This is a genomic window from Bacillus gaemokensis, from assembly GCF_001590835.1.
GTDB lineage: Bacteria > Bacillota > Bacilli > Bacillales > Bacillaceae_G > Bacillus_A > Bacillus_A gaemokensis.
The window spans coordinates 1-12700 of the sequence record NZ_LTAQ01000026.1; the positions used below are offsets into that span (position 1 = coordinate 1).

A 12700-nucleotide genomic window follows, 5' to 3' on the forward strand; every position below is an offset into this window, starting at 1 on the left:
AATTCATCCATCAATTGTTTGGACTAACAGCATAAAATACAATTCCGCTAGAAATATATGCGCTATATTCTCTTTTATTTTATCTTTGCACCAGAACCAAAATTTCTTCATAATAACCCCCTTCTTCAAATGATTTTGTTAGCTATTCTTTTTAGAATCTTTGCTATAAATGCTTTGGCTATAAATGTTTATACATGAGTATGAGAACGTCTTTTTTGTTTTGCCAGTCCCTCAATAATGTGAGCAGTCGGCATATATAATAATTGGGCTGCTGTGGAAGAGGTGATGCCAGCAAACGGATAATTATCTTGATAACAAAATGAATCATATACAATCTCATTCAGTTGAATCGCTTGATATTGTCTTGTCCATAGTTTATTAGAGATTTTATTGGTACATGCTGTGATAATATTTGATTGATTCTCCACCATTAATGTTAAAGCATGAGAAATGAGCATATTGATGGCGCTCATGATTCCTTTTCCCATCCATTTTGGATGACAGGCTCCCATATCAAAATAAATCAAATTTTCCTTAGGTAATTGTAAAAATTCTGCGGATTTTTCTTCTAACTCTGCTAATAGTTGAAAAATGGGTGCGACTGGTGGACATATTTGAATTGCTGCTTGTTTATCAATTAACGGTCTCTCTGCTTTTCGGCATAAAATGACTGCCACCATTTCATCGTCCTTCATAGCTACCCATGACATCTTTTGCTGAATAGCTCGTTCCACCATTTCTTCACATATTTTCTTATAGGAAGATAAGGGAACTTGTATATAACTTACTAATGGTTCATTCTGTACAAAGGCTGTTGCAATCAAATCCGTTGCCTCTTGTATATGTTTTTTCTCTAACAACTCAATTTTCATATAGGACTCCTCTTTTCTGTATTCAAATTGGGTGATAACCTATTACAACAGGTATTACATACATATCATATAATTCTATCTATTTTTTTGTAATTGATATTTAATCATTTACATTGAAAAATAAAAAAGTACCCCCTGGAGATTCCTTTTTGGAGCGTATATGAACGATTATCATATTGAACCGCAATATCTATTTAAAATAGAATTTCTGAATTTATCTTACTTTCCTAAAGTGAACATTCCCTACTTTAGTTTTGTATGGGATATCTTTTAAAAATCCAAAACCATCAGTCTCAAATGGGTAAATCCTATTAGGATGGTTTATTAAACCTGGTATAACGGTACTTCAAGGTGTCCCATATGACTTGTTTCAAAATAGGAGAGTAGAATATAAGAAAAATAAGTTATGTTCGAGTAAGTTTTGTTGATCAGAATCCAAAGAGACAATTACAATAAATGAAGGAAATTGGAATGGGCATTATATATGAAGAAAAGGTATCAGGTGCTACCCAAGACAGAGCTGAACTTCAAATGAATATACAAAGAAAAAAGATAAGATCGGGAACACAATCTTATCTTTAGCACAAGGAGTAAACAAAAGGAATAACCATCATATTTTTATAATACTTCAATTTTTGTTAATTTTGAATATTAAAACCATAATTTATAAGTATATCTATATTCAGAAATTTATTACAAAATTAGCTATAAATGATTCAAGAAGTGAAAGTAAACTTTTACCCATTAGTTTACTTTCAAAGTATTGACTTCATTAGCCGTATCCAACTTCAGCTATTTTTAGCAAAATTAAAAACAAAGGTATACATTCAAAAATTGATGGATAAAGAGATTAAAACACCCGTGATCAAAAAAGAAAAAGCTAGATTCATGCTAGCTTTTTTTATATAATTCCCGTTAGCGGTAGTAAAAAGTTATACTTTATCATTTTTTTTATTAGATTTCAATTCTTTAAATGTTTCAATTAATTTTTACCCGAGAATATAAATAGTTTTTCCCCAAGGATGTCCTAAATAACCCCATTTAAAGTCTTTTTGCAAAAAGAAATAGTAATCTCCATCCGGAAAAATAGGATTTTCCAGCGATGATCATCTTCGTTTAGATTTAAACTAGGATTCATCCAGTAGCCATCATGCTGCCAATCTAATGCATATATATTCATGTTCCTTGGTACATAGAATAAGAGACGCCAATAAGGGGTACGACAACGATTCGTTCTTTTTCTGGCCACTTGTGAAAAACTTTGAAAAGTATGATAAAATTATGATTTTTAGGTAATTAAATTTGAAGTCTTCGAGAACGTTTTCTTTAAATATGTTCCGTAAACTTATTTTCATAACTGTTTACAGGTGCTCTGTAAACAAACCTTGTCAAATTCATCTAAAAAAGTTAACGGAATTCTAGTTCTGTTAACTTAAAATGGCGAGTGGCCCCAAAAAGCAGTAATCGTTGCCGTGCCTCCTATACTTGAAATGTATATTCACTACCAATATAGAAAGGGCTAGAGATATAACTTTTATTTTTCAACATAGCAGACTAGAATAAATGCAGGTGACATGATCAACAATCGTATATGAATATGGAGATGAAATAATGAAAAAAACAATTTCTGATATTGCTCAAATAGCGGGGGTTGCAAAGAGTACAGTTTCCCGTTATTTGAATGGCGGTTCTGTTAGTGACGTGACAAAAGAGAGAATTAAGCGTGCTATTCAAGAAACAGGATATATTCCTAATACGTTTGCTCAAAGCTTAAAGGCAAAGAAAACGAATATTATTGGTACAATCGTACCACGTTTGGATTCCTATGCTTCATCACTAACATTAATTGGTATTGATGAACAGTTAAAAGAACAAAATTATCAAATGTTAACATCCAATTCCAATCAAGATTTGGAACGAGAAATCGAAAGCATTTATACATTGGCAAATCAAAAAGTTGCAGGGATTATTTTACTGGCTACACAAGTGACTAATCAGCATATAGAAGCTTTTCGTAAAATCGATATACCAGTGCTGCTTGTTGGACAACAGCATAATGAAGTGTATAGTTTAATTCATGATGATTACGGAGCGGCTTATTTTATAGGACAATATATCCTTACAAAGGGGCATAGAAGAATCGGTTATTTAGGTGTAACAGAACATGACATTGCGGTTGGTGTAAACCGAAAGCGGGGGTTCAAAAAAGCAGTAGATACAAAAACGAACTGTGAAGTGAAATATTATGAAACAAGTTTTAATATTGAAGACGCAATTGAAACAACATCGAAGATCATCGAAGAGTTTCATCCTTCTATTTTAGTGTGCGCAACAGATAATATTGCCCTTGGTGCATTAAAAGCCGCATATATGAGAGGTTTACGAGTACCTGAAGATTTGTCCATTACTGGATTTGGTGGATATCAAGTAACAGGAGTCATTCATCCTGCTTTAACTACTGTGAAATTTTATTACAAAGAAGTTGGACAAATGGCAGCTCGAAATATTGTAAAGCTCATAAATGAAGAAGGGGTAGAAAAAATCTCAATATCCAAATATAAAATAATTGAAAGAGAAAGCGTTGACAACATATAAAAGCAATCATATAATCTAATTGAAACCGGTTCCGAAAACTGGTTTTTAATTAACACTAATTTGGAACCGGTTCCAAAAATGATAAAGGAGGAGCGTTATGAATTACAATCAAATTGCAAAAGAGATTTTGGAAGCAATTGGCGGTAAAGAGAATGTATCTGCAGCAGCACACTGTTCAACTCGCTTACGTTTAGTTTTAAATGATGAAGCGAAAGTTGATCAAAAGAAACTTGATAGTATAGATACGGTAAAGGGAACTTTTTCTACGGGTGGACAATTTCAGGTCATTATAGGTTCAGGAACTGTAAACGAAGTGTATAAAGAGCTTTCTAAATTAACAGATATTTCCGAGATGTCTACAAAAGATGTGAAAGCCGCTGGAACAAAAAAATTGAATTCGCTTCAACGATTTGTGAAATTGCTTTCTGATATTTTCGTTCCCATTATTCCCGCCATCGTAGCCGGTGGTTTATTAATGGGGATTAATAACCTATTAACAGCAAAAGATTTATTTATTGCCGGAAAATCATTAGTGGAAGCAAATCCTCAAATAACAGATTTAGCAGCACTTATTAATACATTTGCAAATGCAGCATTCGTATTTTTACCAATTTTAATTGGTTTTTCAGCGACACAACGATTTGGAGGGAATCCTTATCTTGGGGCGGCGCTTGGTATGTTAATGGTCCATCCGGATTTATTGAATGGATATGGGTATGGGGCAGCTTTGGTAGCTGACAAAGTACCCGCTTGGCATATATTTGGTATAAGTATTGAAAAAGTAGGATATCAAGGTACAGTATTACCAGTTCTTGTGGCATCATTTATTCTAGCAAAAATAGAAACATATTTACGAAGAGTAATTCCGACAGCACTTGATAATCTTCTTACACCTTTATTTACAATTTTTATTACAGGTTTATTAACATTTACAGCAGTAGGGCCAATTACACGTTTTGCAGGGAATTTGTTAACTGATGGAATCGTTTGGTTATATGACACTACTGGATTTATTGGTGGCGGGATCTTCGGATTCCTCTATGCACCGATTGTTATTACAGGTATGCATCATAGTTTTATTGCAGTGGAAACGCAATTACTAGTTGACGTTGCAAAAACAGGGGGTTCATTCATATTTGCAATTGCGACAATGTCTAACGTCGCACAAGGTGCAGCAACTCTTGCAGTTTTTCTTATTACAAGAGATAAGAAAGTGAAAGGCATTGCGTCAGCTGCGGGAATTTCAGCACTTCTAGGTATTACAGAGCCAGCAATGTTTGGTGTTAATTTAAAACTAAGATATCCGTTTATAGGAGCTATTATAGGTTCTGGAGTCGCATCTGCTTTTATAACTTTTTACAAAGTAAAAGCAATTTCACTAGGAGCTGCAGGTTTACCTGGTATTATTTCGATTAGACCAGACTGCATTATTCCTTATGTAATCGGAATGGCAATTTCCTTTATCATTGCTTTTGTATTAACGCTTATTTTAGCAAAAAGAACAGAAAAGAAGGGAAGCAATTCTTCTCAAAAAGAGGCAGCTTAATTTATGGTAACAAATGGAGGATGATGGTTTCATTCTCCTCTATTTGTTAAGGGAGTTTGATAGAAATGGTATGGACAAAGAAACAGCGCTATCGCCGGATTGAGGAGGTAAGTTCGGAAGAATTTCAGAAATTACAAGCAAGAGTAAATAATTGTTCTTGGCGGCAAACGTTTCATATACAGCCAGAAACAGGTCTGCTAAATGATCCGAATGGATTTTCTCTATATAATGGTGAATATCATTTGTTTTACCAATGGTTTCCACTCGGGCCTGTGCATGGTTTAAAGTATTGGTATCATACGAGATCAAAAGATCTCGTTCATTGGGAAAATGTTGGTATAGGGATTGAACCGAAAAATGATTATGACAGTCATGGCGCTTATTCCGGAAGTGCAATTGAGCATGAAGGGAAATTATACTTATTTTATACCGGTAATACTCGTGATGAAAAATGGGTAAGAAAACCTTATCAATGCATTGCGATTATGGATGAAACAGGAAAAATCAAAAAGTTAGAACATCCTGTCATTCATGAAGTTCCAAATGGATATACAGATCATTTTCGTGATCCGAAGGTTTGGAAAAAAGGTAATATGTTTTATGCAGTCATTGGAGCGCAGCGAGAAGATAAAACAGGATGTGTCGTTTTATATCAATCGCCTGATTTACTACAGTGGAGCTATGAAGGAGAATTGCAAATAAACTTGAATAATTTCGGTTATATGTGGGAATGCCCAGATTATTTCGAGTTACAAGGCAGAGGAGTTCTCCTATTTTCTCCACAAGGTCTAAAACCTAAAGGAGATCACTATCAAAATATTTATCAATCTGGCTATATTCTTGGAGACAAGCTGGATGTGAAACAATTATCTATGTCGCACGGTTCCTTTCAGGAGCTGGACAGAGGATTTGATTTTTATGCTCCTCAAACAATGATAAATTCAGCTGGACAGCGTATTTTAGTTGGATGGATGGGATTGCCGGAAATAGATTATCCAACTGATAAAAATGGTTGGGCGCATTGTTTAACATTACCAAGAGAATTGATCGTTCGAGGAGACAAGTTTATTCAACGGCCAATAAAAGAGCTTCAAGCACTTCGTAAACAGCAATATAAAATAAAAGATACGATTTGCAGTGAACAGAAAATGTATGAGGGATTTACAGGGGTAGCATACGAAATGATTTGTAAGTTTGAAAATAAGAATGCAACTGAATATGGAATTGCATTTAGAGTAAGCGAAACTGAGAGAACAGTAGTTAAGTATAATGTTGCTGAGAGAAAAGTAATACTAGATCGTACACATTCAGGAGAAGCAGTGGGAGAATCTTATGGAACAAAGAGAAAATGTTCAGTAGATGCACAAGCGATTAAGTTCCATTTATTTGTGGATACATCTTCTGTTGAAATCTTTATAAATGATGGGGAAGAGGTATTTACTAGTCGTATATTTCCGAGAACCGACAGCACAGAAATTTATTTTTTTGCTGAAGAAGGAAGTGCATTATTACAAGCAACAAAATGGGATTATGAATAAGGAGAAGAGGTGGAATATATGAAGAGCTTGTACGCAATCGGGGAAGTTTTAATTGATTTCATTCCTATTCAAAAAGGAAAGGCTCTAAAAGATGTAATAGAATTTCAGCGAGTTCCTGGAGGGGCACCTGCGAATGTAGCAGCCGCAGTTGCAAAATACGGGGGAAAGTCATGTATGCTTACAAAGTTAGGTATCGATGCATTTGGCGATTTTCTGTTAGAACAATTACAGGATGTAGGTGTAAATATAAGCAAGATTATAAGAACGAACGAAGCAAATACAGGCCTTGCTTTTGTCTCATTACGTGAAGATGGTGAACGTGATTTTTCTTTTTATCGCAATCCTTCTGCAGATTTGTTGCTTAGAGAAAATGAGATAGATGAAAGATGGTTTGAAAAAGGTGATATTCTTCATTTTTGTTCCGTTGATTTAGTAGAAAGTCCGATGAAATATGCGCATTTAAAGGCGGTTTACGCTGCGAAAGCAAGAGGAGGGATTATCAGCTTTGATCCTAACGTACGTCTACCGCTTTGGAAACATGCTGAAGATTGTAGAAAAACGATTTTGGAATTTATTCCGCGTGCACATATAGTTAAAATTTCAGATGAAGAGCTGACGTTTATCACTGGGATTTCTGATATGGAAAAGGCTATTGAGTCTTTATTTATAGGAGATGTGAAGGCTGTTATTTATACAAAAGGAGTGCAAGGTGCGGAATTATATATGAAGGATAAACAGTATCAATCAAATGGATATCTTGTTGTAGTACAGGATACAACAGGTGCTGGAGACGCATTTATTGGCGGCTTCTTGTATAAATTGTTAGAGAAAAATGTAAGACAACAAAATATAGAAGAGATACTTCATATGCATTGGCAGGAGATATTAACATTTGCGAATGCAAGCGGGGCCCTTACTACAACAGGAAAAGGAGCGATATCTTCTATTCCTATAAAAGAAGATATCTATAAGCTACTTCAAGGGTGAGCTAAATAAAGTTAAACTTCCTTCATCAAACTTTATTCCAAACCAACAGTTATATGTCGTACAAAAAAAAGATAGATAATACAGATTTATTCTGTTTTATCTATCCTTTTCTGTTTTCTCTATATGGGGTACGGAAACGATTCTGGGTATGAGGGACCACTCTGGAATTTAATTACAAATTAAAAAAGAACTTTATTCAAGTTCTTTTAATCTACGATACAGAGTGGCCTGACTCACACCTGTAATTAGGCATATTTCTTTCACTGTTTTAGTGGTATGATTCCGAAATTCAATCGCATGATTCATACCTGGGTGATTATCCGTGTATTTCTTCAATCTTCCTCTATACACTCCTTTTTGCTTCGCTAACTTTATTCCTGCACGTTGTTTTTCTTTAATCATTTCTCGATCTAATTCACTAAAGGCAGACATGACAGTTAAAAAGAATTTTCCTGTTGGTGTTCTAGTATCTATTCCTAAATTTAAAATCGCAAAGTGGACATTCTTTTCCCGAAGTTGTTCTACTAACTGTAATAGGGGGCACTATACATGCCCATCGACTTAAGAATTTTATAACACCCCAAAACAAAAAAATTGTACATTTTCACATGAAGAAGTCAATTTTCTCGTTTTGGAGTATTTGTATTTCTTAGCTTGATAGCGATGTGGTACTACCCCATGCCCATCAACCTAAGGTTTTAATATCCCCCCTAAATGAAAATTTTCTTTCTCTACAGGTAGTTACTCTTAGAAGTCAGCTCATTTTTTCGTTTTGGGGGCATTTATTTTTCTTAAGTTGATGGATATGGGGTGCAAAGCGTTTTTTCAAGAAAGCTTTGCAGTTTTTTCATGTTTCAAAGCCCCGTGTGATTACAGTGGACAAAAACCCGACCTATCCTATAGCGATTGAAGAGTTGAAGACAGAGAAAAAGATGCCTGTAGGCATCCAAATAAGGCAGGTAAAATACCTTAATAACATTGTAGAGCAAGATCATCGTTTTATTAAAAAGAGAGTTCGTTCTGAAGTGTAGCAAGGTTTTTTGAAGTTGTTTAATTCTTGTTTCACTAACGGCTTTGTTAGCTAATACTTTAATTGTTTTAATAACCTTTTGTTTAATTCCCACAATGCTGTTTTGTTACTATCCCATTTCAAAAGCATTACTGCTTCCTCAAAGCATAACCATTTATAATTGAAGTGTTCTTTGGATAATGAAATATTTTTTGTAGGAACTTTAACTCCAAAAGAAAATTCTTTTATTACATAAACATCTTCTCCCCAAAGAAATCCTCCAACTACATCCTCTACTGGTAGTGAAGACACAGAATCTAAATTTATATAGGGACATTCTCTTATAATACCAGCCTCTTCAAACGCTTCCCGTTTTGCTGATTCAGTAGGAGTCTCACCATCTTCTCCACCACCAGCTATCCCTTGCCAATAACCATAATCTCTTCGGTTAAAAATAGCATATTGAATAGAATCATCAGTTATTATATAAGGAAATATCAATACTTGATATGGTGCTCTCATTGCATAACCTCCTCCCGAAAATAAGCTTTAAATAAATATGAATAATTTATTCACTAACCTGCCAGTTTAGTGGATGAAGAGCCGACATCACTATTCTACATTAATAATGCAGGTTTATGATGTCGGCTCTTCATTTTTAAAGAATTTAAATAAGTTTATTATTTAAAGAACAAATTTATTGTTCATAAACATGTTTACTCTTAACGGGGAAAAAACTGCTTTTTTCTTGTCGAAATTTGCTTAGCGTGGTTTTTCTCCAAAATGCTGGCGATACCCCATGCCCATCAAGCTAACGATGAGAAATCCTAGCTACGCCTTGATTTTTGTACTGTGACTAATGAGTTTTGGAAAAATAAACATGCCAAATAAACCTATGAAAATGTGATTTTTCTGCTAGGCAATTTGTCTTTTATTCACCGTCGTTTCATAGACAACACCAAGAATATCGAAGACGGTCATTTTTTTGTAACGATGACATTTACGACCATTCTTTTTAAGCGATTGATAGAGGCGATGCAGAATCGCCGAGAGTTCATCTGTGTCAACCGTCATTGCTTGGAACAGTAACGGAAAGTAATCCTTAATCATATAAATTGCTTTGTATTCGCTTAGTTCTTGCTTCTGCTTTCCGAGTAGAAACTGTCGCATTTGAAACATCGTAGAGGAACAGATGAGAATGCCAATGAGTTGGCCATACAAATGGCATTCAAGACGTTCTTTTTTGATGCCCTTACACTCATCAATTTCAAAGAACGACTTCCATGTTTTAAACAAAATCTCTATTTGCCAACGCAGTGAATACAAGGAATGCACATAGTTAGTCGGTACTTCTTCTGGCGATGTATTCGTAATATATATATTCATGCTCATCAAACGCTTACTTTTATCCTTCATGATAATCCCCTTTTTTTTCTCACGTATTGCTTGATTTTTCAAACGCGTTTGTGTTTGATCGTCGGTTAAACGATGGATCATGACACGTGCTGGAAGCTTCTGATTTTGGCCAATATATGCCTCGGAGATTTCCATCGTTTCACCAGGAGGTAGACTAGACATCATTTGTGTCATATCAAGCTGGATGTATTCTGTTTGCTTTTTTAACGTACCATTGTTGAAGTATTCTGGCTCAGGGTTCTTGATATAAATGCGTGTATTCAGCTTTAACCTCGAGATATAGTAAGCCTTTTTATCGTGAATCGCTTGTAAATCACTTAAATCGAAGTAACTGAGATCACGCAAACATAGGTCTCCTTTTTCAACGGTTTCAAGACAAATGGTACCGTATGTTTTATCATTGTTCTTTCCTGGCCCAAGCTGTACGTTTAAAAATTGACCACTGAGTAAATCGTATTCAAGTTGAATCTTCACCCCAGCAGTATTACTACTTCCGCCTGACCCTTGATAGTCAGTGGCGAAGGTATCTGGTAACTGAAACACCGTCGCATCTAAAATACGAATACGATTGAAAATAGACATCATATGTGCAGAAAGCGATTGATTGGAACAGAGTTTTTGTGTGAGAAGAGAAGTAAAGACTTCTCGAAGAAATGCGACAGCTGCTGGATTAAAGCGTTGATTCAATCCTTCTGGGCTCATTAGTACCCCAGTGGAAGCTTCTAACCGACTGCACAATTGTGTAAGTGATGTGCTAGCGATTTTCTGACTGAGCCATACGCAAAGGGCAATGAGTTCGTTTGCTTGATATTTACTAGATCGCTGTACAAAGCCAACTCGTCTGGCGATGTCTTGTAGGACTACTGGAGATAGAAAGCATTGTAATTCTTGTGAGAATAGATGTAATTCTTCAGAAAGCGAGAGGTCCATGAAAAAACGCCATCCTTTCCTATGATTCTACAGAAAGAATAACGTATTTTTTCATTTTATGGGGTATTTTGTTTTGTTTGCTTGATAGCGATGGGGTGCACTCCCTTTTTTAACTTAAATGTAATTTATGTCGCGTTTAGCAATTATTCATTACATAATGCAAATGATTGTTTACATTTTGTTAGTAATCATTTACAATTACAGTAATTGTAAATGAGGAAAGGGAAATTATGATGCTAGAAAACAGAGTTAGAGAATTACGGGCACGATTTAGATGGACTCAGCAAGACTTGGCCGATGCAATTGGGGTCACAAGGCAGACAATTGGGTTAATAGAAAAAAGTGATTATTCTCCATCTGTCACTATGGCGTTAAAAATAGCTGCTGTATTTCAAGTTACCGTAGAAGAGGTTTTTTATTTAAAGGGAGAGGAACGATTATGATAAAACAGGTTTTAAGATCTCCACTTATAGGGGCCAGTATATTTGTGTTGATTATTGCATTTTTACTATTTTCTCTTATGAATACACAAGTCATTTTAGCTAAGTTATGTTTCGGGATTTTAGTGACGATTACTTTTTTATGGCTCATTCTCACAAGACTTTATAACCGAAAGAATCCTCATGATAAGATTAGATTATTTGGTTTTATACCATCTGAATTTCGTGAAATAGATGAAGGGCAGCAGTGGGTAACCTATAAGGCTTGCCGAAATGTGTATATTTACTATAGCATTGCACTTCCAGTAACGGCAGGGATTTGCTTCCTCTTTTCTCAACATAATTTTGTTCCATTATTGTGCATTGGTTTACTAGGTGCAGGTCAATACATTGTCTATTGGTTAACTACTATTCTTATTTTAAATCGTATTTAACAAAGGGGATGAAACAATATGGTGGAGTGGGCTCAAAATGCGGGTGCATTATGGCAATATGTAGTGTTATTTCTTTTAGCTTTTGCCCCATGGATGGATGTATCAATCGTTGTACCACTTGGTATCGCATGGGGGTTACAACCATTTGCAGTAGGAGTAACAGCATTTGCAGGAAATCTTATCTTGGTTCTATTACTTGGCTTTTTCTTTAAACAGTATGCAAAATGGCAAGCAGCAAGAAAACTAAAAAAAGGTATAACAACACCTTCAAAAAAAGAAACCCGATCAAGACAAATATGGGAACGATATGGTATTCCAGGTTTGGCTCTTCTAGCTCCAATTCTCGTAGGAACTGATATTGCAGCCGTATTAGCTTTAACATTTGGATCTAACCGGACACACGTCATAAGTTGGATGACGGTCAGTCTACAGTATGGACAGTCATTTTTACAGTTGCTGCGATGTATGGGCTTAGCTTTTTAAATATTATTTAGGATATCATGATGATTTTAGGTAATCTAAAATCGTTCACTACCTTAAAATTATGGAGTGATGAGGTGAGTTCATATAATATCAAGACAAAAGCTTTGACCAAAAACATTTGAACACTCAACTAGCTGTACGATATGGTCATAGTACCGTAGCTCACGAACCTATGTGGGTAGAGACACATTGCTATCAAGCTAATATTTTGAAGCATCCCCAAATCAAAAAAATTGTACATTTTCATCTGGAGATGTCAATTTTCTCGTTTTGGGGTATTTGCTTTTCTTAGGTTGATGGGCATGTGGCGATACCCCTTTTAACGCTTGAATTGCTACAGGATAGGCARGGTTCTTATCTACTGTTATCACGCGAGGTTTAGAAACGTACGAAAAAGCCAAGGCTTTCTTGAAAAAGCACTTGGCTGCTTGTTTATCTCTTGATTTACTT

General features: G+C 35.3%; 9 protein-coding genes and 6 pseudogenes. 9 read left to right on the forward strand and 6 right to left on the reverse strand.

The features are described from left to right. Window positions 1–188: 188 nt before the first annotated feature. Complete coding sequence (locus AZF08_RS18940; protein ID WP_033678899.1) at window positions 189–872, reverse strand: hypothetical protein; 684 nt, start codon at window positions 870–872, stop codon at window positions 189–191. A gap of 390 nt (window positions 873–1262) precedes the next feature. On the opposite strand from AZF08_RS18940, the pseudogene AZF08_RS29005 reads away from it, so the two are divergent. Then, window positions 1263–1403: pseudogene (locus AZF08_RS29005) on the forward strand (recombinase family protein); the annotation flags it as partial. A gap of 458 nt (window positions 1404–1861) precedes the next feature. On the opposite strand, the pseudogene AZF08_RS30075 reads toward AZF08_RS29005, so the two are convergent. Next, a pseudogene (locus AZF08_RS30075) lies at window positions 1862–2086 on the reverse strand (DUF2716 domain-containing protein); the annotation flags it as partial. Between the two features lie 397 nt (window positions 2087–2483). Between AZF08_RS30075 and AZF08_RS18950 the strand changes: the two are divergent. The 4 genes from AZF08_RS18950 (at window position 2484) to AZF08_RS18965 (ending at window position 7538) form a co-directional block, all read left to right on the forward strand. Further along, entirely contained in the window at window positions 2484–3467 is a 984-nt protein-coding gene (locus AZF08_RS18950) for a LacI family DNA-binding transcriptional regulator (protein ID WP_033678901.1), read from the forward strand. A 97-nt stretch (window positions 3468–3564) separates the two neighbouring features. Beyond that, window positions 3565–5013: a sucrose-specific PTS transporter subunit IIBC gene (locus AZF08_RS18955; RefSeq protein ID WP_033678902.1), complete on the forward strand. Its 1449-nt coding sequence runs from the start codon at window positions 3565–3567 to the stop codon at window positions 5011–5013. A gap of 65 nt (window positions 5014–5078) precedes the next feature. Further along, window positions 5079–6551, forward strand: coding sequence for a glycoside hydrolase family 32 protein (locus tag AZF08_RS18960; RefSeq protein WP_033678903.1), 1473 nt, complete (start codon window positions 5079–5081; stop codon window positions 6549–6551). Between the two features lie 18 nt (window positions 6552–6569). After that, window positions 6570–7538, forward strand: a complete 969-nt coding sequence (locus AZF08_RS18965) for a carbohydrate kinase family protein (RefSeq protein ID WP_033678904.1) — start codon at window positions 6570–6572, stop codon at window positions 7536–7538. 192 nt (window positions 7539–7730) lie between these two features. Here AZF08_RS18965 and AZF08_RS18970 read toward each other — a convergent pair. Next, window positions 7731–8075 (reverse strand): annotated as a pseudogene (locus AZF08_RS18970) (recombinase family protein); the annotation flags it as partial. 275 nt (window positions 8076–8350) lie between these two features. On the opposite strand from AZF08_RS18970, the pseudogene AZF08_RS29020 reads away from it, so the two are divergent. Next, window positions 8351–8560 (forward strand): annotated as a pseudogene (locus AZF08_RS29020) (DDE-type integrase/transposase/recombinase); the annotation flags it as partial. A gap of 59 nt (window positions 8561–8619) precedes the next feature. On the opposite strand, the gene AZF08_RS18975 reads toward AZF08_RS29020, so the two are convergent. Together AZF08_RS18975 and AZF08_RS18980 are read right to left on the reverse strand one after the other, a co-directional pair. Next, window positions 8620–9069, reverse strand: coding sequence for an NUDIX hydrolase (locus AZF08_RS18975; RefSeq protein WP_033678906.1), 450 nt, complete (start codon window positions 9067–9069; stop codon window positions 8620–8622). A gap of 393 nt (window positions 9070–9462) precedes the next feature. Then, entirely contained in the window at window positions 9463–10893 is a 1431-nt protein-coding gene (locus AZF08_RS18980) for an IS4 family transposase (protein WP_033678907.1), read from the reverse strand. A gap of 230 nt (window positions 10894–11123) precedes the next feature. Here AZF08_RS18980 and AZF08_RS18985 point away from each other — a divergent pair, with 230 nt between their 5' ends. The 3 genes and pseudogenes from AZF08_RS18985 to AZF08_RS18995 all read left to right on the forward strand — a co-directional run bounded on the left by AZF08_RS18985 (window position 11124) and on the right by AZF08_RS18995 (window position 12261). Beyond that, window positions 11124–11336 carry a helix-turn-helix transcriptional regulator gene (locus AZF08_RS18985; RefSeq protein ID WP_033678908.1) on the forward strand — a complete coding sequence of 71 codons (213 nt, stop codon included), beginning with the start codon at window positions 11124–11126 and terminating at the stop codon, window positions 11334–11336. Beyond that, complete coding sequence (locus AZF08_RS18990; protein ID WP_033678909.1) at window positions 11333–11767, forward strand: hypothetical protein; 435 nt, start codon at window positions 11333–11335, stop codon at window positions 11765–11767. Before AZF08_RS18985 ends, AZF08_RS18990 begins: the two co-directional genes overlap by 4 nt. An 18-nt stretch (window positions 11768–11785) precedes the next feature. Continuing rightward, window positions 11786–12261, forward strand: a pseudogene (locus AZF08_RS18995) (small multi-drug export protein). A gap of 306 nt (window positions 12262–12567) precedes the next feature. On the opposite strand, the pseudogene AZF08_RS29025 reads toward AZF08_RS18995, so the two are convergent. Beyond that, window positions 12568–12700, reverse strand: a pseudogene (locus tag AZF08_RS29025) (DDE-type integrase/transposase/recombinase); the annotation flags it as partial.

Bases quoted from the DNA above. Each gene is read 5' to 3' on its own strand.
- AZF08_RS18980 (WP_033678907.1), bottom strand. From the start codon at position 10,893: ATGGACCTCTCGCTTTCTGAAGAATTACATCTATTCTCACAAGAATTA.
- AZF08_RS18940 (WP_033678899.1), bottom strand. From the start codon at position 872: ATGAAAATTGAGTTGTTAGAGAAAAAACATATACAAGAGGCAACGGAT.
- AZF08_RS18955 (WP_033678902.1), top strand. From the start codon at position 3,565: ATGAATTACAATCAAATTGCAAAAGAGATTTTGGAAGCAATTGGCGGT.
- AZF08_RS18990 (WP_033678909.1), top strand. From the start codon at position 11,333: ATGATAAAACAGGTTTTAAGATCTCCACTTATAGGGGCCAGTATATTT.
- AZF08_RS18950 (WP_033678901.1), top strand. From the start codon at position 2,484: ATGAAAAAAACAATTTCTGATATTGCTCAAATAGCGGGGGTTGCAAAG.
- AZF08_RS18960 (WP_033678903.1), top strand. From the start codon at position 5,079: ATGGTATGGACAAAGAAACAGCGCTATCGCCGGATTGAGGAGGTAAGT.
- AZF08_RS18985 (WP_033678908.1), top strand. From the start codon at position 11,124: ATGATGCTAGAAAACAGAGTTAGAGAATTACGGGCACGATTTAGATGG.
- AZF08_RS18975 (WP_033678906.1), bottom strand. From the start codon at position 9,069: ATGAGAGCACCATATCAAGTATTGATATTTCCTTATATAATAACTGAT.
- AZF08_RS18965 (WP_033678904.1), top strand. From the start codon at position 6,570: ATGAAGAGCTTGTACGCAATCGGGGAAGTTTTAATTGATTTCATTCCT.